This is a genomic window from Reyranella soli (assembly GCF_007992495.1).
Classification (GTDB): Bacteria; Pseudomonadota; Alphaproteobacteria; order Reyranellales; family Reyranellaceae; genus Reyranella; species Reyranella soli.
Map to the genome: position 1 here is coordinate 186,517 of NZ_BKAJ01000032.1, position 24,498 is coordinate 211,014.

At 63.9% G+C, this 24,498-nt stretch carries 24 protein-coding genes and 1 riboswitch; of the genes, 7 read left to right on the forward strand and 17 right to left on the reverse strand.

Annotated elements, in window-relative coordinates:
- Nucleotides 1-10 precede the first annotated feature (10 nt).
- Nucleotides 11-2,503, reverse strand: coding sequence for a glycogen/starch/alpha-glucan phosphorylase (locus RSO01_RS10320; RefSeq protein WP_147148865.1), 2,493 nt, complete (start codon nucleotides 2,501-2,503; stop codon nucleotides 11-13).
- 252 nt (nucleotides 2,504-2,755) lie between these two features.
- Between RSO01_RS10320 and zwf the strand changes: the two genes are divergently transcribed.
- Both zwf and RSO01_RS10330 read left to right on the forward strand, forming a co-directional pair.
- Nucleotides 2,756-4,222 (forward strand): glucose-6-phosphate dehydrogenase, encoded by a 1,467-nt coding sequence (gene zwf / locus RSO01_RS10325; RefSeq protein WP_147148867.1) that lies wholly within the window; start codon nucleotides 2,756-2,758, stop codon nucleotides 4,220-4,222.
- Between the two features lie 73 nt (nucleotides 4,223-4,295).
- Nucleotides 4,296-4,478, forward strand: a riboswitch (yybP-ykoY riboswitch).
- Nucleotides 4,479-4,480: 2 nt separating this feature from the next.
- Complete coding sequence (locus tag RSO01_RS10330) at nucleotides 4,481-5,044, forward strand: TMEM165/GDT1 family protein (protein ID WP_147148869.1); 564 nt, start codon at nucleotides 4,481-4,483, stop codon at nucleotides 5,042-5,044.
- 236 nt (nucleotides 5,045-5,280) lie between these two features.
- Here the strand turns inward: RSO01_RS10330 and RSO01_RS10335 are convergent, their stop codons facing one another.
- Together RSO01_RS10335 and RSO01_RS10340 are read right to left on the reverse strand one after the other, a co-directional pair.
- Nucleotides 5,281-5,466, reverse strand: a complete 186-nt coding sequence (locus tag RSO01_RS10335) for a hypothetical protein (RefSeq protein ID WP_147148871.1) — start codon at nucleotides 5,464-5,466, stop codon at nucleotides 5,281-5,283.
- Complete coding sequence (locus tag RSO01_RS10340) at nucleotides 5,436-5,933, reverse strand: sugar-binding transcriptional regulator (RefSeq protein WP_147148873.1); 498 nt, start codon at nucleotides 5,931-5,933, stop codon at nucleotides 5,436-5,438. The genes RSO01_RS10335 and RSO01_RS10340 overlap by 31 nt, the downstream gene beginning before the upstream one ends.
- A 96-nt stretch (nucleotides 5,934-6,029) precedes the next feature.
- Between RSO01_RS10340 and RSO01_RS10345 the strand changes: the two genes are divergently transcribed.
- From RSO01_RS10345 to RSO01_RS10355, 3 genes are all read left to right on the forward strand, one after another.
- The gene (locus tag RSO01_RS10345; RefSeq protein ID WP_147148875.1) at nucleotides 6,030-7,238 is read left to right on the forward strand and encodes an ABC transporter substrate-binding protein; all 1,209 of its coding nucleotides are present in this window, start codon (nucleotides 6,030-6,032) and stop codon (nucleotides 7,236-7,238) included.
- Nucleotides 7,235-8,290 carry a uroporphyrinogen decarboxylase/cobalamine-independent methonine synthase family protein gene (locus RSO01_RS10350; RefSeq protein ID WP_170302969.1) on the forward strand — a complete coding sequence of 352 codons (1,056 nt, stop codon included), beginning with the start codon at nucleotides 7,235-7,237 and terminating at the stop codon, nucleotides 8,288-8,290. Before RSO01_RS10345 ends, RSO01_RS10350 begins: the two co-directional genes overlap by 4 nt.
- A gap of 143 nt (nucleotides 8,291-8,433) precedes the next feature.
- Complete coding sequence (locus RSO01_RS10355; RefSeq protein WP_147148879.1) at nucleotides 8,434-9,108, forward strand: OmpA family protein; 675 nt, start codon at nucleotides 8,434-8,436, stop codon at nucleotides 9,106-9,108.
- A gap of 33 nt (nucleotides 9,109-9,141) precedes the next feature.
- On the opposite strand, the gene RSO01_RS10360 is transcribed toward RSO01_RS10355, so the two are convergent.
- Nucleotides 9,142-9,420: a hypothetical protein gene (locus RSO01_RS10360; RefSeq protein ID WP_147148881.1), complete on the reverse strand. Its 279-nt coding sequence runs from the start codon at nucleotides 9,418-9,420 to the stop codon at nucleotides 9,142-9,144.
- Between the two features lie 720 nt (nucleotides 9,421-10,140).
- Here RSO01_RS10360 and RSO01_RS10365 point away from each other — a divergent pair.
- Together RSO01_RS10365 and RSO01_RS10370 are read left to right on the forward strand one after the other, a co-directional pair.
- Nucleotides 10,141-11,076, forward strand: a complete 936-nt coding sequence (locus tag RSO01_RS10365; RefSeq protein ID WP_170302957.1) for a hypothetical protein — start codon at nucleotides 10,141-10,143, stop codon at nucleotides 11,074-11,076.
- A gap of 99 nt (nucleotides 11,077-11,175) precedes the next feature.
- On the forward strand, nucleotides 11,176-12,381 hold the full coding sequence (locus RSO01_RS10370) for a CaiB/BaiF CoA transferase family protein (protein WP_147148885.1): 1,206 nt from the start codon (nucleotides 11,176-11,178) through the stop codon (nucleotides 12,379-12,381).
- A gap of 17 nt (nucleotides 12,382-12,398) precedes the next feature.
- Here RSO01_RS10370 and RSO01_RS10375 read toward each other — a convergent pair whose 3' ends face one another.
- From RSO01_RS10375 to RSO01_RS10430, 13 genes are all read right to left on the reverse strand, one after another.
- On the reverse strand, nucleotides 12,399-13,274 hold the full coding sequence (locus RSO01_RS10375; RefSeq protein ID WP_147148887.1) for an isocitrate lyase/PEP mutase family protein: 876 nt from the start codon (nucleotides 13,272-13,274) through the stop codon (nucleotides 12,399-12,401).
- Between the two features lie 12 nt (nucleotides 13,275-13,286).
- Entirely contained in the window at nucleotides 13,287-14,261 is a 975-nt protein-coding gene (locus RSO01_RS10380; protein ID WP_147148889.1) for a Bug family tripartite tricarboxylate transporter substrate binding protein, read from the reverse strand.
- Nucleotides 14,262-14,382: 121 nt separating this feature from the next.
- A complete protein-coding gene (locus tag RSO01_RS10385; protein WP_147148891.1) occupies nucleotides 14,383-15,129 on the reverse strand; it encodes a Bax inhibitor-1/YccA family protein in 747 nt (248 codons plus the stop codon).
- Between the two features lie 109 nt (nucleotides 15,130-15,238).
- Nucleotides 15,239-16,213, reverse strand: a complete 975-nt coding sequence (locus RSO01_RS10390; RefSeq protein ID WP_147148893.1) for a Bug family tripartite tricarboxylate transporter substrate binding protein — start codon at nucleotides 16,211-16,213, stop codon at nucleotides 15,239-15,241.
- Nucleotides 16,214-16,235: 22 nt separating this feature from the next.
- Nucleotides 16,236-17,066 (reverse strand): hypothetical protein, encoded by an 831-nt coding sequence (locus RSO01_RS47185; protein ID WP_170302970.1) that lies wholly within the window; start codon nucleotides 17,064-17,066, stop codon nucleotides 16,236-16,238.
- Nucleotides 17,059-18,486, reverse strand: coding sequence for a deoxyguanosinetriphosphate triphosphohydrolase family protein (locus RSO01_RS10395; RefSeq protein WP_147148895.1), 1,428 nt, complete (start codon nucleotides 18,484-18,486; stop codon nucleotides 17,059-17,061). Before RSO01_RS10395 ends, RSO01_RS47185 begins: the two co-directional genes overlap by 8 nt.
- A gap of 16 nt (nucleotides 18,487-18,502) precedes the next feature.
- Nucleotides 18,503-19,324, reverse strand: coding sequence for a DUF8758 domain-containing protein (locus RSO01_RS10400; protein ID WP_147148896.1), 822 nt, complete (start codon nucleotides 19,322-19,324; stop codon nucleotides 18,503-18,505).
- Between the two features lie 6 nt (nucleotides 19,325-19,330).
- A complete protein-coding gene (locus RSO01_RS10405) occupies nucleotides 19,331-20,257 on the reverse strand; it encodes a DUF488 domain-containing protein (RefSeq protein ID WP_147148898.1) in 927 nt (308 codons plus the stop codon).
- A 188-nt stretch (nucleotides 20,258-20,445) separates the two neighbouring features.
- Nucleotides 20,446-20,847, reverse strand: a complete 402-nt coding sequence (locus tag RSO01_RS10410; RefSeq protein ID WP_147148899.1) for a PPOX class F420-dependent oxidoreductase — start codon at nucleotides 20,845-20,847, stop codon at nucleotides 20,446-20,448.
- A gap of 51 nt (nucleotides 20,848-20,898) precedes the next feature.
- Complete coding sequence (locus tag RSO01_RS10415; RefSeq protein ID WP_147148901.1) at nucleotides 20,899-21,453, reverse strand: cytochrome b; 555 nt, start codon at nucleotides 21,451-21,453, stop codon at nucleotides 20,899-20,901.
- A gap of 17 nt (nucleotides 21,454-21,470) precedes the next feature.
- The gene (locus tag RSO01_RS10420) at nucleotides 21,471-22,532 is read right to left on the reverse strand and encodes a catalase family peroxidase (protein ID WP_147148903.1); all 1,062 of its coding nucleotides are present in this window, start codon (nucleotides 22,530-22,532) and stop codon (nucleotides 21,471-21,473) included.
- A 26-nt stretch (nucleotides 22,533-22,558) separates the two neighbouring features.
- Entirely contained in the window at nucleotides 22,559-23,407 is an 849-nt protein-coding gene (locus RSO01_RS10425; RefSeq protein ID WP_147148905.1) for a carbohydrate ABC transporter permease, read from the reverse strand.
- Between the two features lie 160 nt (nucleotides 23,408-23,567).
- Complete coding sequence (locus tag RSO01_RS10430) at nucleotides 23,568-24,497, reverse strand: carbohydrate ABC transporter permease (protein WP_147148906.1); 930 nt, start codon at nucleotides 24,495-24,497, stop codon at nucleotides 23,568-23,570.
- Nucleotide 24,498: the final 1 nt, after the last annotated feature.

Consider the following 24,498-nt stretch of genomic DNA (forward strand, 5'->3'; position numbering starts at 1 on the left):
CGCCCGGAGCCTACGCGACCGGGCAGGGTTTGACGTGCCAGATTTCCCTCGCGTATTGCGCGATGGTCCGGTCGCTGGAGAACTTGCCCGAGCTCGCGACATTGAGGATCGCCTTGCGAGCCCATGCCTCGCGATCCGCGTACAGCGAGCACAGCGCCCGGTCCGCCTCCAGATAGGCGGTCAGGTCCGCGAGATGCATGTAGTGGTCGCCGTGTTTCAGCAGCGTGTCGTGCAGCAAGCGGAAGGCCCCGCGCTCGTTCCGACTGAAGTAGTCGCTGGCGATCAGGTCGAGCGCGGCCCGCGTCTCGGTGTCGTTCTCGTAATGCCAGTACGGGCTGTACCAGCCGCGACTGTCGACGACCTGCTGCGCGGTAAGCCCGAAGAGGAACAAATTCTCTTCGCCTGCCTCTTGCGCCATCTCGATGGTCGCGCCGTCCCGCGTGCCGACGGTCAACGCTCCGTTCATCATGAACTTCATGTTGCTCGTGCCGCTGGCTTCGAAGCCGGCCGTCGAGATCTGGTTCGAAACGTCCGCCGCCGGCATCAGCCGCTCGGCCAGCGAGACGCAGTATTCCGGGAGAAAGACGACCTTGATCCGTCCGCGGATCGCGGGGTCGCCGTCGATCGTGCCTGCCAGGTTGTTGATGAACTTGATGATGAGCTTGGCAAGGCGATAGGCCGGCGCCGCCTTCCCTCCGAAGAAGAAGGTGCGGGGCGCCATATCGAGAGCCGGGTTCGCGCGCAGCCGGTTGTAGAGCACGACGATCCGCAGGGCATTGAGCATCTGGCGCTTGTATTCATGGATGCGCTTGATCTGGCAGTCGAAGATGCTGTCGGGATCGACCACCTGGCCCGAGGTCGATTTCAGCCAGTTGGCGAACCGCGCCTTGGCGTCGCGCTTGGCTTGCAGAAAGGAGCGGCGGAACGCGGCGTCTTCGGCGGCAGGTTTCAGCCGGGCGATCTTGTCGAAGTCGGTCGTCCAACCGTCGCCGATGGCACCGGTGATGGCGCCCGACAGAGCAGGGTTGGCCAGAAGCAGCCATCGCCGCGGCGTGACGCCATTGGTCTTGTTGTTGAAGCGCTCGGGAAAGAACTCCGCCAGGTCGCGAACCGTCGTCGTGCGCAGGAGCTCGGAATGGATGGCGGCAACGCCGTTCGTGCTGTGCGAGCCGACGATCGCCAAGTTTGCCATTCGGACCTTGTCCTTGTTGTCCGGGCCTTCCTCGATCAGGCTCACGCGTTCCACGCGGGCCTCGTCGCCGGGATAACGACGGCGCACGTCGCTGAGGAAGCGATGGTTGATCTCGTAGATGATCTCGAGGTGTCGCGGCAGCATCTGCTGGAAGTAGCGCAGCGGCCACTTCTCCAGCGCCTCGGGCAACAGCGTGTGGTTCGTGTAGGCCAAGGTCCGCTGCGTGAGGCCCCACGATTGTTCCCAGTCGAGGTGCGCCTCGTCGAGCAGGATGCGCATCAGTTCCGGCACCGCCAGAGTGGGATGGGTATCGTTGAGCTGGATAGCAACCTTGTCGGGAAGCAGATTCCAGTCGCGGTTGTCGCGACGGAAGCGCCGCACCAGGTCGGCCAGCGAACAGGCGACCAGGAAGTATTCCTGTGCAAAGCGCAGACCTTGCCCCATCTCGGTCGAGTCGTCCGGGTAGAGAACGCGGGTCAGCGTCTGCGCCGCGATGCCGCCGACCAGGGCGCCCACGAAGTCGCCTGAGCTGAATTCCTGGAAGTCGAACGCGTCTTGTGCTGTCGCGCTCCACAGCCGCAGGCTGTTGATCGTCTTGCCGCCAAAGCCGACCACGGGCCGGTCGTACGGAATGCCGATCAGGGTCGAGGGCCGATTGGCGACGATCTGCAGGCCGCCCCTATGCATCTCGAAGGTGCAGCCAAGCGCGACCTCGACGAACTGGCTGCGGCGCGAGACTTCCCAGGGATCCTGCCGGCGCAACCAGCCGTCCGGATGCTCGCGCTGCCAGCCGCGTTCGATCGATTGACGGAACATGCCGTACTCGTAGCGCAGCCCGTAGCCCATCGCCGGAAGCTGCATGGTCGCCATCGAATCGAGGAAGCACGCGGCCAGCCGACCGAGGCCGCCATTGCCGAGCCCGGCATCGGGTTCCTGCTCGACCAGGCCGAGCCAGTCCAGGCCGCCCTCGTGCGCCGTGCGCTCGATGAACGGTTTCAGCATCAGGTTCATGACATTGTTCGCGAGCGACCGGCCGATCAGGAACTCCATCGACATGTAGTAGATGCGCTTGGGGTTCTGCTGATCGTAGGTGCGCTGGGTCTCGATCCAGCGCCGGGAGAGGAGGTCGCGCACCGAGCGGGCGAGAGCCTCGAAGCGCTGCCGATCGTAGGCGGTGGACGGTTCGACCACGGCATCGGACAGCAGATGACGCTCGAATAGCGCATCCGGTCGACCGGAAAACGGAACGGAGCCGAATTCGTGACGTGCCGGCTGCTCCGGCTTCGCGCTCACGCTGGTGGCCTCGTTCATGATGCTCTCCTGTAAGCTGTTTCGCCTGCAACTCTATTCGACGAGACGCCGGATGACGGTGACTACGAGGGGGCATCACCGCAGCTACATTGACGGTAACGTAAATGCGAAGATTCCATGAATTTTATGGTCTGCAATCCGATTGGGAGTCGGAAAGACTTGAAACGTGGAGGCGAAGTTGAACACGATCAAGCACCAAGTCAGTCGGCAGGGGCGGGCTGGCGAGCCGTTCTACGAAGCCCTGGAGTCCACATGTTGGCGAAGAATGCTTCAAAGGTCGGTCCGCGATATCCGCAGGTCGTCGTTCTCGTGGGCGCCACGGGTGATTTGTCGCGACGGAAGCTGTTGCCGGGATTGTTCCATCTCGTCAGTTCCGGCTTCATCCCGGCCTGCCGGATCATTGGCGTCTCGCTGGACGAGCTCGACGCTGACGGCTTGCGGAAGATCGCCAGGGAAGCGATTGATCAATTCTCCAGCCACAAGGTGAACGAGGCCGACTGGACCGCTTTCTCGGCGACCCTGGAATACGTTCCGATGTCGGCCGGCCCGGTCGCCCTGAAGGCCGCGGTCGATGCGGCCGAGGCTTCCCTGGCCGGCGAGAGCCGTCGCCTGCACTATCTCAGTGTACCGCCTGTCGCCGCCCTGCCGGCGGTGCGGCTGCTGGCCGAGGCCGGCCTTGTCGACCGCAGCCGCGTCATCATGGAAAAGCCCTTCGGCACCGACTTCGCCAGCGCGGTGTCGCTGAACGCCAGGCTGCATGAAGTCTTCGCCGAGGAGCAGATCTTCCGCATCGACCACTTCCTGGGCAAGGAAGCGGCGCAGAACATCCTGGCGTTCCGCTTCGCCAACGGACTGTTCGAGCCGATCTGGAACCGGAACTTCATCGACCACGTGCAGATCGATGTGCCGGAGACGCTGGGCCTCGGCACGCGTTCCGGCTTCTATGAGGCGACCGGCGCGTTCCGCGACATGGTGGTGACCCATCTGTTCCAGATCCTCGGCTTTGTGGCCATGGAGGCTCCAACCTCCCTGGAGCCGGCGCCGATCAGCGAGGAGAAGAACAAGGTCTTCCGCAGCATGTCCGTGATCGAGCCGAGGAACGTCGTGCGCGGGCAGTACGCCGGCTATCGGTCGGAGCCGGGCGTCGATCCCGAATCGGACACCGAAACCTTCATCGCCCTGAAGTGCGGCATCGACAACTGGCGCTGGGCCGGCGTGCCCTTCTACCTGCGCACCGGCAAGCGGCTGGCCGAAGGGCAGAGGATCATCTCGCTGGCCTTCCGGGAACCGCCCAAGAGCATGTTTCCCGCAGGCTCGGGCGTCGGCGCGCAGGGACCGGATCACCTCACCTTCGACCTCGCGGATGCCTCGAAGTTGTCCTTGTCCTTCTATGGCAAGCATCCTGGTCCGGGCATGCGGCTCGACAAGTTGAGCATGCAATTTGCCATGCACGATACCGGCTGGATCGGCGACGTCCTCGAGGCCTATGAGCGCCTGATCCTGGATGCGATGCGCGGCGACCACACGCTGTTCAACACCGCCGAAGGCATCGAGCGCCTGTGGCAAGTGTCGCTCCCGCTGTTGGAATCGCCGCCGCCCGTCCGGCTCTACCAGCCGGGGTCATGGGGACCGATGTCGATCCACCAGCTCATCGCCCCGCATGCCTGGCGCCTCCCGTTCGAGAGGGGCTGGCGGGACCCCAATCGCACAGGCGCCTGAACGAGCGAGAACCGCGACGCGCCACAGGCATGTTGCCGCAGGGGGATGCACCTTTCACGCTGAGGGATTAAGAGACTTCGTCCTCGGGGAGTAACCGTCCGCGCGCATAGCGGAGCTTGCGTCAACAAACTTGGCTACGGCCATGGCGCCAGCAGCGGACCGCAAGGTCCGAATTGGCCAGACCGACGACATGGGATCCCCACTTCGGGTCGAGGGGATGTCGTGTCGTCGTGCAGCTTCGGCCCCCGGATTCGTTTCATGGAAGCCATACTGACGTCGATCGCGGTCGTTGCGATCGCAGAAATCGGCGACAAGACGCAGCTCCTGGCAATCGTCCTGGCCGCCCGGTTCCGAAAGCCGATTCCGATTGTCCTGGGCATACTCGCCGCGACTCTCCTCAATCACGCGGTTGCGGCCACGTTCGGCTACTTGATAGCCCAGTGGCTGACAGGCGAGACCTTTCAGATCGTTCTTGGTGTGGCCTTCATTGCCATGGCCGCCTGGGCGCTGGTGCCCGACAAGCAGGAGGACCCCGGGAAGCGTTCCTCGCGCGGCATCTTTGTCGCGACGCTGATCGCGTTCTTTCTCGTTGAGATCGGCGACAAGACGCAGATCGCGACCTCGCTGCTGGCGGCGCAATTCCACAACGTCACGCTCGTAACGATCGGGACAACTGCCGGCATGATGTTGGCCAACGTACCAGCCGTCTATTTTGGCGAGGCAGTGACGAAGATCATTCCACTCAAATTCGTGCGGACCGCCGCGGCGTTGATCTTTGCGGCCATCGGGCTCTGGGTCGTGCTGGCTGCCGTTGCTTTATGAGTACAGCCCTGCTTGAATTCCATTGCCCATGTGATCAGCGCTTCCGTCCGCCGCTCGTAATTCTCCGGCCGGGCGGGAAGCGTCAGCATAGGGAAACGCCGTGACCGCGCTGATCGATCGACCAGGTCGCCATACTCGACGATCCACTGTTCCACGCCGGCGCCACCGGAAAGGCCACGCGCTTGCGCCTATGGCGATTGCCCTGCTGTAAGCGCGTCGGCCGCTCTGCCGGCGCGTCAGTCCCTCACAGAAAATCGTGCCTCGGCGACCTCCTGGGCGGTGTAGCCGTCGGCTTTCAGTCGTTCGCGAGCGCGGTCGATGAAGTCTTGTTCGAACAGGGGAGCGTGGGTCATGTCCCACGCCATCGTGTAGGTTCGCACCAGGACGTCCCTCAGGAAGACGTCGACAATCTTGTCTGCCACCGGCGCCTCGTCTCTCGCTGGAGGCTGCTTAGCGGCGATGGTTGTCGGTTGCGTGAAGCTTCTGCGTCGGTCTGGCGAAAGCCTGCGCGGCCCCTCAATTCAGCCGTCGATCCGCCGGCCCGGTCCTGGTCGTGATGTCCGCGATCTGAATTGATATCCGGCAGACCGGATCTGGAAATTGCTGCGTCGGCCGGCGGCGTCGGCACGACGATGGCGCGACGCAAGCCGAAGGCGGACTGCAGTCCGGCCTCGGGCTCGGCGCAGGCGCTGATCGGATCGTTGATCGTGATCTGCACGAAGCCGCTGGCGCGCGCGTCATTGAGGATGCGGTTGACGCACTTGCGCGTCGGGCCCAACCGCTGGGCGACCGCCTCCTGTGTCTGGCCTTCTTTGAAGTAGGACCAGCAGACCCGCGCCACGACGGCGCTGTCTTCCCTTTGGCCGTCAGCTTCGCTCTCGGACTTCATGTTTCCCCATATTCCCGCATCGGCGGCCCTCGACGGTCATAAATACGCAATGGCTCATTTGTACCACAACAGGGACAAATGTGTCGGAGGGGAATCATGCGATCGATCTTGGCTTTGGGCGTCGTCGTGCTGACCGGGCTGATGGGCGCCGCCCAGGCGCAGACCGGCGACAAGTTCGTCGTCGGCGTGATGGGGGACCAGAGCGGCGTGGTGTCCGATGTCGGCGGCAAGGGCTCGGTGCTGGCCGCCCGCATGGCCGTGGCCGACTTCGGCGGCCAGGTGCTGGGCAAGCGCATCGAGATTCTGGTCGCCGATCACCAGAACAAGCCGGACGTCGCGTCGCCGATCGCGCGGCGCTGGTTCGATACGGAAAATGTCGAGGCGATCTTCGACCTGCCGCATACCGGCGTCGTGCTGGCGCTGCAGGACATCGCGCGCGAGAAGCAGAAGTCGCTGCTGGTCTCGGGGGCGGCGAGCGTGGAGATCACCGGCAAGTCCTGCTCGCCTTTCACCACGCACTGGACCGACGACACCTACGCGCTCGCCAACGCCACGGCCAAGGCGGTGACCAAGGGCGAAGGCGAGACCTGGTACTTTCTGACCGCCGACTACAGTTTCGGCCACGATCTCGAGCGCGACGCCAGCAACACCATCCGCGCGCTGGGTGGCAAGGTGCTGGGCAGCGCCCGCCATCCGCTGTCGACGCAGGACTTCTCGGCTTATCTGCTGCAGGCGCAGTCGACCAAGGCCCGGGTCATCGGCCTGGCGAGCGCCGGCGCCGACACGGTGAACGCCATCAAGCAGGCCAAGGAGTACAAGCTCGACGCCAACGGCGCGCGGCTCGCCGCTCTCCACGCCTTCATCACCGACGTCAACAGCCTCGGCCTGGCGACGGCGCAGGGCCTGATCATCACCAGCGGCTTCTACTGGGATGCGACGGACGGCACGCGCGCCTGGGCGCGGCGTTTCATGGCCGAACATGGCCGCATGCCGACCCGCGAGCAGGCCGGTGTCTACGTCTCGGTGTCGCACTATCTCAAGGCGGTCCAGGCCGTGGGCAAGGCCGACGCAGCGGCCATCAATCTTGCGATGCGCAAGATGGCGGTCGATCGCTTCGGCGAGACGGCGAAGGTGCGTGACGACGGCCGCGTCATCTACGACATCGGCGTCTATCAGGTGAAGACGCCGGCCGAGAGCACCGGTCCATGGGACTACTATCGTCGCCTTGCCACCGTGTCCGGCGCGGATGCTTTCCGCCCGATCAACGACGGCGGCTGCGCCACAGCGCAGAAGGCCGGCCAGTGAAGCCGCAGGTGTCCGGCGGCCCGATCCGGGCGACCATCGTCGGCAGCCTGCCCAAGCCCGCCTGGCTCGCCGTACCCAATATCCTGCAGGCGCCCTGGAAAGTGCCGACGGAGGATCTTCCCGAGGCGTTGGCCGACGCGACGCGGCTCAGCGTGGAAAGCCAGGTCGCCGCGGGCCTCGACGTCGTGACCGACGGCGAGCAGCGCCGGCGCCACTACATATGGGGCTTCCTCGACGGCATGGCTGCGGTCGACACGGTGAACCTGGTGCTCAAGCCGACGCGTGGCCAACGCTTCCGCGAGGAAGCGCCGGTGGCGCGCCTAGTCGGTGAGCCGGAATGGACAGGGCCGCGGCTGGTCGAGCATCTACGTGCCGTGCGCGCGCTTACCAAGCGGCCCGTCAAGGTAACCTTGCCGGGGCCGATGACCATCGTCGACAGCTTGCGGGACGAGGTCGGACGCCATTCGACGGCGGACCTCGCCATGATCTTCGCCGATCTTTTGAACCGGGAGGCCAAGGCGCTGGCCGACGCAGGGGCGGCGGTCGTGCAGTTCGACGAACCCTGCTTCAACATCTATCTCGATCAGGCACGCGAGTGGGGCGTCGTCGCCCTCGAGCGGGCCATCGCCGGCGTCGGCACCACGACGGGCGTGCACATCTGCTACGGCTATGGCGGCGCGGAGGTCAGCGACTGGAAAGCGGCCAATCGCGACTGGAGCCAATACGAGCAGAGCCTGGCGCTGGTGGCCCGCACCGACATCGACCAGGTCTCGGTCGAGACCGCGGCGGTCGGCGTCGACATCGGCGTGATCGAGTTGCTGCGTGGCAAGGACGTGCTGCTGGGGCTGGTCGATGTCGGCAAGGAGGCGGTCGAGACACCGGAGGTGATCGCCCGTGGCCTGCGGCGTGCCCTCGACCACGTCGCGCCGCAGCGGTTGTTTGCCTGCACCGATTGCGGCCTGGTGCTGCGCAGCCGTGAGGCGGCCGCGGCGAAGATGCGGGCCCTGGCCGAGGGGGCGGCGATCGTCAATCGCGAGCTGGCGGACGGGTAGGGGCGCCTTCGCCCCTTCCCGTCATGACGGGGGTGCGGTCCGTGCACGGCCCCGGCAAAAGCTGTTTCGGGCTTCGCAATGCGGGGCCTTGTTGCTAACAAGGCGCCGTCGCCCGCTTGGCCACGACGTAAGGGTAATCGGTCATGTCATCGTCTGCGGTCGCTGTCGGCCGTGTGGCACTGGTCGCGCTGATCATTGGCGCCGCCCCGGCCTTTGCGCAGCAAGCACAGCCCTCGAACGAGTCGGGCATCATTGTCGTGCATCCGGCGCGCGTGCCGGTCCCGGGCTCGCCTCAGGCCGCCGAGCGCAACGCGAACCTGCGTCCGCCGCCGCCCGGACCGATCGAAAGCCGTCTCATACCCATCCCCGAAGGCGGTCTGCGCGGGTCGCGCGACCCCTCGTCGGACCAGGCGGCCAGCGCTCCGCTGTCAGGACCGATCTTTGCGAATCCGCCTGTGGCCGCGTTGGCCGAACCGACCGGCCCCGCCGTGGCCGCCGGCCGGCCCGCCGAGCCTGCGGCTTCGGGTCCCGGGGCGCCGCTGGGCGTCATCGGCTTCGCCGGCCAGTCGGCCAATTTGACCGACGCCACGCGAGCCGAGCTCGACCAGGTTGCCAAGCGCATCGCCGACCAGGGCGTGCGCCGCATCGAGGTGCGCGGCTATGCCTTCGGCGGCAGCATCGACAGCCGCAAGGTCGCACTGGCGCGCGCCCTGGTCGTGCGCGCCTACCTGATCGACGCCAAGATCAAGGCGCGCATCGAGGTCGGCAGCTTCGAAGGCGAGGGCAGCCACGTCGAGATCCTGGCGCCCAAGTCTTGAACGCCAAGTCGTAAACCGCCTCGCAGCGTCGTCCTACTGCAGGGCCGCCTTGATGCACGCCTCTGCGGCGATCGCATTGTCGCGTGCGCTGCCGCGGGCGATCTTATTGTTCATGGCGAGGCTCCTGGTTTCCTTTTCCAAGACGTCGCGCTGGTTCTGCGTCGTCGGCTTCGCAGCCATGGTCGTCGTGTAGATGGACTGTCCGTCCGGCGTCAGGTTCGCTGCGCAGGCATTGCCCGCCGCGCTGTCCGCCAGCGCGGACGCGGTGAATGCGATCGACAAAGACATCGCTGCAACAGCGAACTTGAACATCGGACTACTCCTCAACTTGTGAAATCGAATTTCCTCAGCGCCGGCCGGGGCGATCGACGGGTCCGCCGCGATTCGGGCCCGCTTCGGGCGCTACGCCGGCGCCAGGCGCGCCTGCGCCAGCTCCCGGTGCGACGCCAACTCCGGGTGCTCCTGCTCCGGCTCCGGGGGCGACGCCCACACCCGGCGCTCCGGCGCCGACTCCCGGTGCCACGCCCACGCCGGGCGCTCCCGCATCAGGGCCGCGCCGCACCACGCATCCCTTCGGTATGCCGGCCGCCCTGCAGTAGACCTCGGCATTCGCCGATTGAGCGACGACCAGCAGGCCGGCGAACGCGAGTCCTGTTCGAAGCAGCATGGATCCCTCCCTGAGTGCACTTCGACTGAGTTATGTCATATGTTTGCCTTACCAGTGCAGAAATGGGGAATGCCCAATTAATGGTATTGCGCGACGCGCAGCCGGTGGGTTGCCTTGCCGTCGCCATCGCCGCCGCGGCGGCAGCTCAAGCGACGGCCGTCGAGCGTCTCATCCGCGCCACTTGAATGTCACAGCGGCTTGCCGGCCGCGGACGATCGCGTGGAGCGACGATTCGAGTGGTCTGTCCACGCACCTGTTGATTAAGAAATCCGCGACGGGCGAAGGCGACGCAATACACTGACAACCGACATGCAGATGAACACAACGCGCATAGGCCGAGCACGATGACGATGACCGTCACTGGGATGCGCTCCAACAAACTGGTGAACATGGATATCGAGCAGCTTCGCGGGTGGGCGACGTTCATGGACAGGGCCATGGTCGCGAGCCTCGTTGCCACCATCCTGGCCGTCGCGGCGCTCGGCATCACGACCTGGCTGTCGTTCAGGTTCAGCAATGCCGTGCGTGCCCAGGAATACGCCGCCATACATCGATACAAGGTCGAGATGGGCAAGCATGCCGCCGACCTCGAACAGGAGATCTCGCGGGCGCGTGAGCGGACGATGGCGCTCGAGCAGGCGGCCTCCGACGCCGACGCCCGGGCGGCACGCGCTGCTCGCGAGAGCGCGGCCGCCAGCGAGAAGGCGCGGTCGGCCGAGGTCGACGCCGAGGAAGTGCGCAAGCGCGTGGCCGAGCTCGGCAAGCAGGTGAGGGAGGCGGCTGCGCGCCCGCCGGAGCCGAAACCAGAGCCGAAGCCGGAGCCGGCCCCGGCTCCGGTCGTCGCGGCGGAACCGCCGCCACCGGTGACCAAGGAAGAGGTGACGCCCGAAAGCACCGCGGCAAGCCCGGCGGCGCCACCGTCGCCGATCGTTGCCAGCCTGAAAAAATATGCCGGCACCAAGGCCGCCGTGTACGTGCTCGACGAAGCCTCCGACGCGCCGGCGATCGGCGCCACGATCTCGGGCTACCTCAGCGACGCCGGCTGGGCGCCGCTCACCTGGACGTGGAGCGGCGTGGGCGGGATCGTCGGCGTGGTCGTGCTGATCAAGGACGGCAGCGACCCGGCAACCGACGAGGCCGCATCCGCGGTCCTGGAGGCCCTGCGCTCGGCCGGCTTCAACGCGGCGAAGGGAAACTGGCCCGCCGACTGGCGTCGCTTCCGCGGCACGCTGAACGGCCCGCAGACGCCGGGGCCGACGGAAGCACCGATCCGCATCGTCATCGGCTCGCGAGCGCGCTGAGCTGGGGGCGCGCGACTCCAGTCGCGCGTCTTTGCTGATGCGAGAGATGATCGCGCCACTGGAGTGGCGCGCCCCCAGCAAGCCTCTGGAGTCCGTTCGATGAGTGAAAAGAAAAGAGCGCTGGAGGGTGTGCGCGTCCTCGACCTGTCCAACGTCCTGGCCGGGCCGTTCTGCGCTACCGTGCTGGGCGAGTTCGGCGCCGATGTCGTCAAGGTCGAGCTGCCCGGCAAGGGCGACACGATGCGCACCTTCGGCACGATGACGGCGACCGGCGCTACGCTCAACTGGCTGAGCGAGGCGCGCAACAAGCGCTGCATCACCCTCGACCTGCGCAAGCCCGCCGGCCTTCTGATCGCCAAGCGCCTGGTCGCCCAGTCCGACATCGTCGTCGAGAACTTCACGACCGGCACCCTCGAAGGCTGGGGCCTGGGCTACGAGGACATGAAGAAGGTCAATCCCGAGGTCATCCTCGTGCGCATCACGGCCTACGGCCAGACCGGGCCGTACAACGACCGGCCGGGCTTCGCCCGCATCGCTCACGGCTTCGCAGGCCTTGCCCACCTGGCTGGCGAGCCTGATGGCCCGCCGGTGATCCCGGGCTCGACCTCGCTCGCCGACTACATCAGCGGGCTCTACGGCGCGCTCGGCGCCCTGATCGCCTATATTGGCCGGCAGCGCCACGGCGTCGGCCAGACCATCGACATCGGCCTCTACGAAGGCGTGTTCCGCATGCTCGACGAGATGGCGGCGGCCTACGCCAAGTCGGGCTACGTGCGCCAGCGCATGGGCGCCGACACCGTCAACGTCGTACCGCACAGCCACTACCGCACGCGCGACGACAAATGGATCGCGCTCGCCTGCACCAACGATCGCATGTGGCAGCGCCTGTGCAAGGCGATGGACCGGCTCGACCTTCTGGCTGCCGACAAGTACGCCACCATGGCGCAGCGGCTGGCAGAGCGCGATCGGGTGAACGGCATCGTCGCCGACTATGTCGGCAGCATGGACCGCGATGCTTTGCTCGCGCATTGCCTGCATCACGAGGTGCCGGCCGGGCCGATCAACAATATCGCCGACATCTTCCAGGATCCGCAGTTCGCGGCGCGCCAGAACCTGGTCGAGGTGTTCGATCCGCGCGAGGGCAGGGTGGTGGTGCCCAACGTGCTGCCCAAGCTTTCAGAGACGCCCGGCGAGCTTAGGTGGCTGGGACCAGACATGGGCCAGCACAACGACGAGATCTATCGTGGCGAGCTCGGGATCTCGGCCGAGGAGATCGAACGGCTGAAGCGCGAAGGCATCATCTGAGAAAGCTCAGGGGATGGTCACTCCGCGGCGCGCGGCGGCTGGTCGCGGAACTGGGTCCTGTAGCGATCCCACTCGTCGGCACCCGAGAGACGGAAGCCCTGCTGCGGCGTGATGTCGGACGCCGGCGCCGGATGGCGCCCCTGGGTCTTGAGTTCGCTCAAGGCCGCATCACAGGCGCCAACCACGGTGCGCGTCAACACACCGGGCAGGATCATGAAGCGGTAACCCATGGCTTCCGCCTCGGTGAGCGACAGGTCCGGCGTCTTGCCGCGCCACACCATATTCAGCATGCACGGGCCCTTCACGAGCTTCGGGACGGAAGCCGTCTCCTCGCGCGATTGCGGCGCCTCGACGAAGGCCATGTCGGCGCCGGCCTCGATCGCCGCGTTGGCCCGGCGGATCGCCTCCTCGAAGCCCAGCACGGCCCGCGAATCGGTGCGCGCGATGATCAGGAAGTCGGGATCGGCCTTGGCGCTGGCGGCGGCGCGGATCTTGGCCACGTAGTCGTCGAGCGGGACGATGGTCTTGTCCTCGAGATGGCCGCACTTCTTGGGAAAGCCCTGGTCCTCGATGTGGATGCCGGCAACGCCCTGCTTCTCGTACTCGCGCACGGTGCGGATGACGTTGAGCTCGTTGCCGTAGCCTGTGTCGGCGTCGGCGATCACCGGGAGCTTGATCGCCGTGGCGATGCGGCCTGCGTTCGCCGCCATCTCGGTCATGGTTACGAGGCCATAGTCGGGATAGCCGAGGCTCGCTGCGGTGCCGGCGCCGGTCATGTACGCCGCCGCGAAGCCCGCCCGTTCGATCGAGCGGGCCGTGATGCAGTCGAAGCAACCGGGTGCGGCCACCATTCCGCGCTTCATGGCGTCACGAAAGCTCTTGCCCTTGGACATGTCGCTCCTCCGTCAATCCGCCGTGATGCCGAGCCGGCGGATGGTCTCGCCGTGCTCCTTGATGTCGCGCTGGAAGCGCGCGCTGAAGGCGGCTGGCGTGTCGCCGCCGGGCAGCGAGCCAAGATCGACGAGCCTGGCCTGGAAGGCCGGTCGCGCCAGCACCTTGACGATGTCCTGCTGGATCGCCTCGATTGTCGCCGAAGGCGTGCCGGCCGGGGCGAACAGGCCGTACCAGGAGTTCTCGTCGAGGCCGCTAAAGCCCTGCTCACGGAAGGTCGCGACATTGGGCAGGGCACTGAGGCGCTTGGTGCCCATGATGCCGAGCGACTTGAGGCGGCTGGCATTGATCAGCGCGAGTGCGGAGGTGACGCTCGAGACGCCGGTGTCGACGCGACCGGCCGAGATGTCCTGCACGAACGCCGCGGCGCCCTTGTAGGGGATGTTGAGCAGCTTGATGTCGGCCTGCTCGAAGATGCGTTCGCCGGTGAGCCGCGTGCCCGTCTCGGAGCTGGCGAAGGTCCGCTTGTTGGGACCTTCCTTGCGCACGAGGGCCGTGAGCTCGCGCAGGTCGTTGGCCGGCAGGTCGGGCGTGGCGATCAACGTGCTGACCGGATAGGCGACGGCGGTGACCGGCGCGAACGCCGTCTCCGTGTCGTAGGGCAGCTTCATCAGATGGGCGTTGATGGCGATGCCCGACACGGCCAGCACCATGGTGTGCCCGTCGGGCGGGGCGCGCGCGACGATGGCGGAGCCGACCGACCCGTTGCCGCCGGTGCGGTTATCGACGATGACGGTCTGGCCCCACATCTCCTCGAGCTCCTTCGCCATCAGGCGGCCCACGGCGTCGGTGCCGCCGCCGGGGGTGTAGGGCACGATGACGGTGACCGTCTTCGTCGGATGGAAGGCGGGCTGGTCCTGGGCGATGGCGGCGGAAGCGACGAGGGCGCTGGCCACGAGGGTCGAGAGCAGTGCCGGGAAAAAACACATGAGCCGAATCTGGCTCACTCCACCGGGCCCGTCGATATGCGCGGTCCGTGGTGCAGAAGACTGCGTTGTCCCGACCGGAGCGGCTTCGTACTCCGGTCGGGATGACGCTATAGACGAGCTGTCAGCGCCTCTGGCCCATGAACATCATCAGGAACTGGAACAGGTTCACGAAGTCGAGATAGAGGCTGAGCGCGCCGAAGATCGCGACCTTCTCGGCGGTGTCGGTGCCCCAGGCCTGGGCATACTGGTCCTTGATCCTCTGGGTGTCGTAGGCGATCAGGCCCGAGAAGATCAGAACGCCCGCCACCGAGATGATGAAGGTCATCGTGCCCGACGGCCAAAACATGTTCACCAGGCTGGCCAGGATCAGGCCGATCAGGCCCATGAACAGGAACTTGCCGACGGCGCTCAGGTCACGCTTGGTGGTGTAGCCGAAGAGGCTGAGCGCGCCAAAGGCGGCGGCCGTGATGAAGAAGGTGCGGAACACCGACGCGCCGGTGTAGCGGAACAGCAGCAGCGACATGCTGACGCCCATCAGCGCCGTGACCGCCCAGTAGACGGCCTGCACCGCACCGACGCTCATCGTGGCGGCGCGGACCGATACCAGCAGGAGGAGGCCGAGCGGCGCGAAGATCGCGATCCAGCCCAGCAGGTTCATGCCGACGACGAAGCCGCCCTCGACCTGGAAGAACAGCTTGGCAATGTCGTTCGAGGCGAACACGGCGTAGGCCACGATGCCCGACAGCGCCAGGCCCGAGGCCATGTAGTTGTAGACGCGCAGCATGTGGGCGCGCAGGCCGACATCGTATGCCGCCTGGTCGGTGATCGTGCCGGTGCGGTTCACGCTGCCGAAGTTTGGATTGGCCATCTGACCTCCTATCCTCAATGGGATGCTTTCTGGCGTCATGATCGCGGTCTTGGGACCGCTTGTCCATGCGGCCAGACCCCGCCCCTGGACGGAGCTTGGCAGCCTGCCCCTAAAGCTTGATGTTGGCCGAGCGGATGACCTTGGCCCACTTCTCCGTGTCTTCGGCGATCAGCTTGCCGAAGTCGGCGGGGGAGCCCGGGATCAACGTGCCGCCGAGGTCGGCCAGCCGCACCTTCAGCTTGGCGTCGGCCAGGCCGGCATTGGTCTCCCTGTTCAGCCGGTCGATGATCTCGGCCGGCGTCTTCTGCGGCGCGCCGAGGCCGTACCAGGCGCTCGCCTCGTAGCCCGGCACGGTGTCGCCCACGGTCGGCAGGTCGGGGAGCGCGTCGGCGCGCATCGCCGTGGTGACGGCAAGCGCCTTCAGCTTGCCGGTCTTGATGAACTCCATCGAGGCAGGCGAGGTGGCGAACAACACATGCACCTGGCCCGACAGCAGGTCGGCGATCGCCGGCGCCTGGCCGCGATAGGGCACATGGACCATCTTGGTTCCGGTCATCGACTGGAACAGCTCGCCGGCGAGATGGGCCGCGCTGCCGTTGCCGGCGGAGGCCATGTTGACCTTGCCGGGATTGGCCTTGGCGTAGGCGATGAACTCCGCGACGGTGTTCGCCGGAAGCGACGGATTGACCACCATGACGTTGGGCACCGTCATGATGCCGGCGACCGGCGCGATGTCGCGGATGAAGTTGAAGGGCAGCGTCTCGTACAGCGTCGCGTTGATCGCGTTTGGCTGGCCGACCAGCAGCAGCGTGTAGCCGTCGGGAGCGGCGTTGACGACGAATTCGGCCGCGATGTTGGTGGCAGCACCCGGCTTGTTCTCGATCACGAAGGTCTGTCCCAGCCGATCCGAGAACCATTGCCCCATGAGCCGCGCGACGATGTCGTTGCCGCCACCTGGCGCGTAGCCGACGACCCAGCGCACGGGGCGGGTGGGCCAAGTCTGGGCGCCGGCTTGTGGGTGGAGGAACGATACTGTTGCAGCGCCCGCCGCGAGGTATTGGAAACGTCGACGGGAAAATTTCATCACACCGCGCGCACCGCGTTTGTTAACGGGGACTTGGCGATAAGCTCGTTCTCTCACAAAGAGAGAATGCAAACCTTGGTTGCCTCTCCCAGTGAGGAACGGGAAGGGTGGAAAGTATCCCATCAGTCATTTCGAGGGGCGCCAACCTCTGCATCAGGTCGTCTTTATCCAAATAGAATAGTACCGCCTCGCCAAACGCCCTCTTGTCCCTCGCAACAAGATCGCTCCAATCAAGTTCAGAGAGATAACGCCTGCTAAATTCTGTTAGCTGGACTCCGAACCTGACGTTCCAAAGCGCTGCCCGTCGCAATGCTCTGACGAGCGAACCACCAGGATTTGGATTGTCCTCCAAGCAAACATTCATAATGCCTGAATTTAGACGTGCAAGGTAATCTTGGCCAAAGATCAGCTGCCCCGTTCGCAAGTCAAATATGACCGAGTCCCAATCGAAGAAAGTGCAACTAAGCAGGTCTCTGAGTTCCTGCACTTGCCGAATTCCCGCAGTGCGGGCCCAGGTATCTTCCAAATGCCAGACGTCAACCTTCCAGTGTCGGAACGGCAGCGCGAATCCACCAAAACGATTGGGTCGGCCACTCGCATTCAACATGGCTTCCCGAAAATTCTCACGCGAACTGCCATAAACTACGAAATCCAAATCTGAGGTGAAGCCTTTGCGCCCACCTCGCGCCAAATCGCGAATTGCACCGCCAATCAAAGCAACTTCGCCCAGAGATCGTAGGTACGGAAGAATTCGGACCCGCAGCTCGTTTTGATCATTTTCGTCTCGGTCAAGGCGCAAGAGACGCTGAACGCGCTTACGCAGCACTTCCTTAGTTTCTGCGGTTCTAACCATGTGTCGCTGAAGTTAGCTCGGCATGAAGCTCAACGGCAAACCGGTCAGTCATGCCGGAGATCATGTCGGTCAAAAGCTGCATCTCTCTATATCGTATTGGCAGCCCAGAAGCACCAGAAGCTTGTTCGAAGTGCCAGCGATAACTGTCGCTGATTTTCGAGTAGACAAACGCTGCTTGTGGAGAAGTCCGTCTAGAGTTCAGCTTGGCGAACACTTCCCGACTCGCGATTGCGTCCCACATCAAGTCCATGAGGCCACTAATGACTCGGGCCCCTTGCAACTCAACTCGCAAGACATCTGGGCTGTTGTAAGCATGTGTTCGTGCGAACTCTTTAAGCGCGGCAGTCACCTCTGATGCGAACGATCTGCATTCCAGCAACGGTGCCGTACGCTGATAACTGAATATTGCCTCCCGATCTTTCAGGAATTCCTCAGCAGCACCTGTCAGCACTCTTTCGACCAGTCGAGTGCGGAGATAAGAGGCCTTAATCTCCTTTATGCGCGTGAGGTCGGCGATTGTCTCGTCCGCCTTCTTGAAGTCCTGCTCAAGTTGATTGACTAGGCCGCCACCCTCCGTGGTTTCGTAGAACTTGCTTCGAATAAACGCCCTCAAGTCTTCCGGCGATACGAGGTCCTTCTTTATCGCATCTTCTACGTCCAAAATGGAATAGGCGGCATCGTCGCTCGCTTCCATGAGCCAGGTGAGAGGGTGGCGTTGACCAGCGGCAAGGCCGGTCTTCTCTCGGATCCAATCGACTACATCGCCTTCGGAGGCGAAGTACCCAAATTTCTTCGTTGCAGCGTTTCCCTTCGCCGTACGGTGTGATGGTACCGTGTACTTCATGAGTGCTGCGAGTGTCCCTGCAGTTAGATTTAAGCCAGATGGGCCGGATGTGTTCTGCAAGCGAACTAGCAGGCGAAGCGTTTGGGCGTTCCCTTCGAACTTCAGGAAGTCTCCGCGCTGATCGGAAGCCACAGGAGTAAACTCGGCGGCCGGTACTACTTCGCCGGGGGCATCAAAGAGCGGCGTACAACGCGCAAACCATTTGCCGATTGCGGCCTCGCCTTGATGGCCAAATGGAGGATTTCCTAAGTCATGCGCTAGGCCGACAGTCGCCAGGATTACCGGTACGGATTCTTGGACTGTGGGATCGTCACCGAAGCAGCTCCTATTTGTTCGAAGGATGCGAGTCCCGAGCGACCTAGCCAAGTTGGACACCTCATGTGAGTGAGTCAAACGGGTGCGGACGCTGTCATTTTTCTCAAGCGGGAAGACCTGCGTCTTGTCAGCCAGACGCCTGACAGGAGTGGAAAACAGGAGCCTGTCAAAGTCCTGCTCAAAAGGCGTTCGCCTGTCCCCATCTCCGGAAGGTCGCGGTGGCGACTTCCGATCGGAACTCCATATTGACGGTTTGGACATATGCTGATCGGCTGTTTCAGAGCAGTGCTAGCTGGCGCTCGTGTGGAATTGGTAGCACTCCAATAATTACCCAAGGATTTGGCGCCACGAAGTGAAATTGCTGGGTTGTACCGAGAAAGAAATGCAAGTCTGTTTTCAGAAAGGCGGTCCAATACTTCTGATGTACTTTCTTGAGTGCCAGCGCTTCGTCGCCATCGGCAAGTCGTAGGCAGTTCCAGTAGAGCGCGCCTATTTCCCAATCTAGTATTTGTAGTTCACTGCTTTTACCTGCCGCGTCCTCGAAGCGATAAGAGAAGCTAAATGGCAACTTGGGAATAACTTGGAAGGTCTCTCGCCAACGATTATCGGAAAATAGTTCAAATTGATTCGTCAGTTCGCGCATTTGGCGTACCTTTGCCGGATCCCAATCACGAGTGTCTTCTTCCCAGGTGAAGTGGGTAACGCGCGTCGGTTTAAACACAGCCAACGAGGTTTGGTTGGCTTTTGCCCTGGCAATAAGCTCATCAAGTTGATCGTAGACCTTGGCTGTCTTCAGAAGAATCCGGCGACGCTCCTCCCAATTTCGGTCGGTACCGATATGGCCCATAGGCTCAAGTTCACTTTCATCGACTGGTCGAAATGTCTCTGGTCGCGGATCCGACGAGTTGCGCATCCAGCGGCATTCTAGCCAGTCGTATTTCCTGTATTGCTCCTGCTCGTCCAGTCGGCGAAAGGGTACAGGGTAGACGCGGACCCAAGTGCCATCCGGCCTGACGCCGGCTGTACAAACCGTCTCACCGTACTTCCTGGAGAGTGTTGGGTACGTTTTGACAGTGATCAGGACCCGCTCTTTGTCCATTCCGCCTCACAGATGCTTCGCAACAAACTCCTTACCAAACTGACGCTCGATCGCCTCCGCTACGCAATGCCGATGGCACTGGTGCGCCTCCCGTTCATAGCACGTTAAGGCAACCCGGTCTCCTGCCTGCATCCAATGGTAGATTTTTGTGAGGGAATGCTCTTGCCGACTGAGACTGTTTTTTTCGTAGTTAGCGAAAAGCGCGTCATAGTCCTGCTGGGTTTTCAGGTTCTGACGTTCCTCTGACGAAATACCCAACTCTGGGAGGTGCTCATATCGGATGCCCATTCGTTCGCACCCGGTCTCTAACGTCGCTTTTGAAAAGCCGTATTTTCGGCTGATAGGATTGCGTCGAACGTCGCAGAGAACGGTGGCGCCTGACCTTGTGAGGTCGTTCAAATAAGACTCAAGCGTCCGCCCCTCATAGCCAATGGTTGTTATACGTGGATGCCGGCCGGTGGGACGCGAAGATCGAATGCTCCGCAGGGCTGCCTTGTCACCGCATAACACGCGTTGCGCGATTTCACTCTTGATCGCGTAGTATGGGAACTGTCGATAGGTTTCCGCTACTAGGGCATCTCCACGAAGCGCATTCGTTCGCGCGACAAATGCGGCCACTAGCAGGTCTTGCATGCCACCAACGAAGGTCTCTCCTTTGTTGGTAAGGCGCCAGTGATGTTCGTCATTTGCGAGAAGGTCATAACTCACCAGTTTTCGGCGGTCGGCATAGGACGTGAAGGAGAATGCTCCAAACTTGTAAGGGACAAATTCATAGATGTTCTTGGTGCTTGGCTCTTGGCAGTACAAAAACAGCAATTTCTGGAAGTCGAGGTTTGTTGCTAGGCCTCCAAGACCCTTAAGCAGGCGCAAAAGGTGCCGATGTCGATCGAACAACACGGGAGCGCGTGGAGAAGGCAGCTTGGTTCGGGACATGGCCCTGTAGTTACTCAAATCCGACAATGCGGGTAATCGGCTTGGTTGATTCGAGGGCCTACATACCGGAGAAGCTTCTCACTGTCGAAGGTAAGGCCACCAGGGCAGCCCGTGCATCGAACGGTGAAGGCAAGGTGAGGGGTTCTACTAGGTAGGCCGTCCCTCGGTTAGGATGCCCTTGCGTCGGATCAACTCATGCCCTGGACGGAGAACACGGAGATCTCGAACATCACGCGCACGTCGGCCGGATTGGCATAGGGATTCTTGTCGAGCCCCATGTACTTGTACGCAAGCTGATCGATATGCGCGGCGGCAATCTCGTCCTGGCGCACGCGGGTCACGGTGCCGCGCAGCTGGACGTAGCGGTCCGGATTGCCCGGGTCGGAAATCGACAGAGCGACCTTGGCGCCGAGTTTCATGTTGCGCACCTTGGTCCGGCCGAGCGCCGAGTTCACGCGGATCTTGCCGTCGACGTAGTCGAACCACACCGGCGTGTTCTGCGGCGAACCATCGGGCATCACCGTCGCCAGATGGGCGAGCGGCTTCTTCTCCAGCAGCAGATCCATGTAGGCGGCGGGAATCTCTGTCATGGGCGAGGCACCTCGGTGTTGGGCGCAGTCAGCCCTCGACCGAGCCCGCCGTCAATCTCGCGGCGTCGTCGGGTTCAGCGGGGCCATGGCCTCGAAGACGCCATCGCGCCGCACGAGCAGATGGAACAGCGCCGCGGCGATGTGAACCAGGATCAGCGCGAAGAAGGCGAAAGCCAGGTAGAAGTGCGCGGCCCAGAACAGGGTATGCAGCGTATCGCTCCGGGGAAGGATGGCGGGGAGGCGCACGCCGCCCAGCAGCACGATCGGATAGTCCGCCGTGGACAACATTGCCCACCCGAGCAAGGGCATGGCGATCATCAGGGCATAGAACAGATAGTGGGACAGCCGGGCGGCGAGCTTCATCGGCTCCGGCAGGTCGGCCGGCAGCGCTGGCGCACCGCTGTAGAAACGCACGCCCAGGCGCAGCAGGGCCAGCACGAGGATCGCCATGCCCAGGGTCTTGTGGGTCGTAATCAGAGGAACGTATTTCGGCATCACCGTCGAGACCATGCCCACGCCGATGAAGAGCATGGAGATGATGCAGATCGCCATGAGCCAGTGCAGGAGTCGCTGAAGAGCGGTGAATCGGGGGCCGGGGCTGGTCATGTCTCGCGCTCCTCGGTTCAGGGCTTCGGGCTCGCCGGAGTGCGCGGGTAGTACCGGCTCTCCGCGGTGCGCAGGTCATAAGACCTGGCGTAGGCGGCCGAGCGTGCGGCCGGGAACGGGTCGTCCGAGACCCGGATGCCGGGCGGCAGCACCGTGGGATCGAAGTTGACATCGCGGCAGGATCCGTCGGCCTCCGCTTCGATCTTCTGCACGACGAGGGTGCCAACCTCGATCTTCCGCCGGTCCGCCGGCCAGGCCTTGGTCGGGTCCGCGGTGGCATCTCCGGGATTCGCGATAACGACGTTCATCGTCCAACGTTGGGGCGCCTGGCGCACCCGTTCCGTAATTTCCTTCTCGAGATAATCGGGCCCGCGCTTCTCGAGTTCGGCCTGCGTGATGGTCACCGCGGGTGCGGCCGGCACGAGCGACCAGCGCGCCGCACGCTCGGTGCCCGACGGGTCGATGAAGATGAAGGCGTTCAACCCGTTGTAGGGTTCCTCGGCATAGCTCGCCGTCCATGCGCCGTCGCCGGCCCATGCTCCGAATGACGCGAACTCCGGATGTGCCGCGACGAATGATTTCATTGCCTCGGGGTCTTTGCTGCCGGCCGCGTGGAGCAACTGGTAGAAGGCCTCCGGCGTCGCTACCGGGAAGACCGGCGCGTTGATCATCGCCGTACGCCAGACCTCGCCGTTCGGGGTGGCGATCTGAAGCCCCATGCCTCTCACCCGCACCGTTCCGTCGGGCGCTTGGGGATTTGGCGTGCCGAGGTTGAAACGCCCCAGGACAGGGTACTGGCCAGCCTTGAAGGCCTGCGCCTGCGACAGCTCCGCGCCTTTGCCGTTCGACTCGAACGTGCCGGTGAAGCAGATGCCCTTGGCGTGATTGCGCCGGTAGCCGAGCGCCGGACCGCCCGGCGGGGCCAAGGCGTCGACCAGTTTCGGCGGCGTCAGCCGCTGCGGAGAGAGCCATCCTGCCGTGTAGGCGAAGGCGGCCGCGCTGCCGGCGACGACGGCCGCGATGATTGCCGCGGCGCCAAAGGTGAGGCGAGGCGACGATGGGGAGTGTGGCATTGGCATCCTCTCCCTTTGATGAGGACGCCTAGTCAGCCCTTGACCGAGCCCGCCGTCAATCCCGCAACGTAGTGCTCGACGAAGAACGAGTAGATGATCGCCACCGGAATCGAACCGAGCAGGGCGGCGGCCATGAGCTGGCCCCAGTAGAAGACGTCGCCGCGCACCAGCTCGGCGATGGCGCCGACCGGCACGGTGCGGACCTCGGTCTTGGTGAGGAAGATCAGGGCGTAGAGGAATTCGTTCTGGGCGAGGGTGAAGGCGAAGATGCCGGCGGAGATGAAGCCCGGGCCGCAGAGAGGCAGCACGATCTTGACCAGGGTCTGCAGGCGGCTCGCGCCGTCGATGCGGGCGGCGTCCTCGAGCTCGACCGGGACGGTGCGGAAATAGCCCATCAGCAGCCAGGCGCAGAACGGGATCAGCAGGGTCGGGTAGGTGAGCATCACCGAGGTCAGCGTGTCGCCGAGGCCGAGGCGGTTTATGAGGTCGGCCAGCGGCACGAACAGCAGCGGCTGCGGCACCAGGTAGGTCGCGGCGACGGCGAAGGAGACGAGGGCCGCACCGGCAAAGCGCATGCGCGCCAGGGGATAGGCGAGCATGGCGCCCAGGATCAGGGAGATCGCCGTCGACACCACCGCCACCAGGAAGGTGTTCCAGGTCCATTCGAGGAAGCTCGTCTCGGTGAGCAGGTCGACATAGTGCTTCAAGGTCGGGTTATGCACGATCAGCGGCATGACCTTGCGGCTGTAGAGCTCCTGGTTCGACTTCAGCGAGGTGATCGCCATCCAGTAGAACGGGAACAGCGCGAAGAACAACGCGATGGCGAGCGGCAGCCACAGCGTCAGCAGCCGCACCCGCCAGCCGCGCCGATCGACAGTCATGGGGCGCCTCTTGCCGGACCGCGGGCCTCCAGGCCCGCTTCATATCTGTCGTCCTGAGCGAAGCGAAGGACCTCATCGCCGCTTGCAACCGGCATGAGATCCTTCCCTTCGCTCAGGATGACATGAGGCGGACCTGGAGGTCCGCGGTCCGGCAAGGTGCTCATGACTTGCTCGGGCGCATGTAGATCGCCATGGCGAGGATGATCAGGGCGAGCGGCGGCACCATGGAGAGGGCAATCGCGGCACCTTGGCCGAACTGGCCGGCGCCCATGGCGATGTCGAAGGCGTAGGTGGCGAAGACGTGGGTGGCGTTGGCCGGACCGCCGCGCGTCAGCACGTAGATCAGCTGGAAGTCGGCGAAGGTGAAGATCACCGAGAACATGGTGACGATGAAGATGATCGGCATCAGGAGCGGCAGGGTGACGTAGCGGAAGCGGCCCCAGCGGCCGGCGCCATCGATGGTCGCGGCCTCGTAGAGATCGGGCGGGATGGTCTGCAGGCCGGCCAGCAGGGTGATGGCGTAGAACGGCAGGCCGCGCCAGGTATTGACGATGACCAATGAGAACATCGCGAGGTGCGGATTGCCGAGCCAGCTCGGGCCGGGATCGGCGATGTCCGCAGCCTTCAGCACCCAGTTCACCACGCTGAAGGCGGGATCGAGGATCCACTGCCAGGCGATGGTCGACAGCACCGTCGGCACGATGAAGGGCAGCAGCAGCAAGGCGCGCGTCAGGTTCTTGAAGCGGAAGTCCTGGTTCATCACCAGGGCGAGGCCGAGCCCGCCCACCATCTTCAGGAGCGTCGCGGCTGCGGTATAGAAGATGGTGTTGACCGCGACCTGCCGGAACACCGGGTCGTGCCAGGCACGGATGAAGTTGGCCAGCCCGACGAACTCGCCGGGCTTGGCGACCGGCCGGTCCTGCAGGCTGATCCAGATGCCGTAGAAGAATGGATAGCCGACCAGCGCCACCAGGAACGCCACCGGCAAGGCGACCATCAGCCAGCTGAAGACGCTTTCGCGCTCCACCCAGCGTGATAGCGAGAAGGGCGGGCGCCGGCGCGTCAGCGCCGGCGCGAGGACGGCCGTCATC

Excerpts from the sequence above, each read along its gene's own strand:
- RSO01_RS10360 (WP_147148881.1), bottom strand. The coding sequence starts at position 9,420 with ATGTTCAAGTTCGCTGTTGCAGCGATGTCTTTGTCGATCGCATTCACC.
- zwf (WP_147148867.1), top strand. The coding sequence starts at position 2,756 with ATGTTGGCGAAGAATGCTTCAAAGGTCGGTCCGCGATATCCGCAGGTC.
- RSO01_RS10390 (WP_147148893.1), bottom strand. The coding sequence starts at position 16,213 with ATGAAATTTTCCCGTCGACGTTTCCAATACCTCGCGGCGGGCGCTGCA.
- RSO01_RS10425 (WP_147148905.1), bottom strand. The coding sequence starts at position 23,407 with ATGACTGTCGATCGGCGCGGCTGGCGGGTGCGGCTGCTGACGCTGTGG.
- RSO01_RS10340 (WP_147148873.1), bottom strand. The coding sequence starts at position 5,933 with ATGAAGTCCGAGAGCGAAGCTGACGGCCAAAGGGAAGACAGCGCCGTC.
- RSO01_RS10415 (WP_147148901.1), bottom strand. The coding sequence starts at position 21,453 with ATGACCAGCCCCGGCCCCCGATTCACCGCTCTTCAGCGACTCCTGCAC.
- RSO01_RS10380 (WP_147148889.1), bottom strand. The coding sequence starts at position 14,261 with ATGTGTTTTTTCCCGGCACTGCTCTCGACCCTCGTGGCCAGCGCCCTC.
- RSO01_RS10330 (WP_147148869.1), top strand. The coding sequence starts at position 4,481 with ATGGAAGCCATACTGACGTCGATCGCGGTCGTTGCGATCGCAGAAATC.
- RSO01_RS10430 (WP_147148906.1), bottom strand. The coding sequence starts at position 24,497 with ATGACGGCCGTCCTCGCGCCGGCGCTGACGCGCCGGCGCCCGCCCTTC.
- RSO01_RS47185 (WP_170302970.1), bottom strand. The coding sequence starts at position 17,066 with ATGGTTAGAACCGCAGAAACTAAGGAAGTGCTGCGTAAGCGCGTTCAG.
- RSO01_RS10385 (WP_147148891.1), bottom strand. The coding sequence starts at position 15,129 with ATGGCCAATCCAAACTTCGGCAGCGTGAACCGCACCGGCACGATCACC.
- RSO01_RS10395 (WP_147148895.1), bottom strand. The coding sequence starts at position 18,486 with ATGTCCAAACCGTCAATATGGAGTTCCGATCGGAAGTCGCCACCGCGA.
- RSO01_RS10410 (WP_147148899.1), bottom strand. The coding sequence starts at position 20,847 with ATGACAGAGATTCCCGCCGCCTACATGGATCTGCTGCTGGAGAAGAAG.
- RSO01_RS10370 (WP_147148885.1), top strand. The coding sequence starts at position 11,176 with ATGAGTGAAAAGAAAAGAGCGCTGGAGGGTGTGCGCGTCCTCGACCTG.
- RSO01_RS10400 (WP_147148896.1), bottom strand. The coding sequence starts at position 19,324 with ATGGACAAAGAGCGGGTCCTGATCACTGTCAAAACGTACCCAACACTC.
- RSO01_RS10320 (WP_147148865.1), bottom strand. The coding sequence starts at position 2,503 with ATGAACGAGGCCACCAGCGTGAGCGCGAAGCCGGAGCAGCCGGCACGT.
- RSO01_RS10405 (WP_147148898.1), bottom strand. The coding sequence starts at position 20,257 with ATGTCCCGAACCAAGCTGCCTTCTCCACGCGCTCCCGTGTTGTTCGAT.
- RSO01_RS10355 (WP_147148879.1), top strand. The coding sequence starts at position 8,434 with ATGTCATCGTCTGCGGTCGCTGTCGGCCGTGTGGCACTGGTCGCGCTG.
- RSO01_RS10375 (WP_147148887.1), bottom strand. The coding sequence starts at position 13,274 with ATGTCCAAGGGCAAGAGCTTTCGTGACGCCATGAAGCGCGGAATGGTG.
- RSO01_RS10365 (WP_170302957.1), top strand. The coding sequence starts at position 10,141 with ATGCGCTCCAACAAACTGGTGAACATGGATATCGAGCAGCTTCGCGGG.
- RSO01_RS10345 (WP_147148875.1), top strand. The coding sequence starts at position 6,030 with ATGCGATCGATCTTGGCTTTGGGCGTCGTCGTGCTGACCGGGCTGATG.
- RSO01_RS10420 (WP_147148903.1), bottom strand. The coding sequence starts at position 22,532 with ATGCCAATGCCACACTCCCCATCGTCGCCTCGCCTCACCTTTGGCGCC.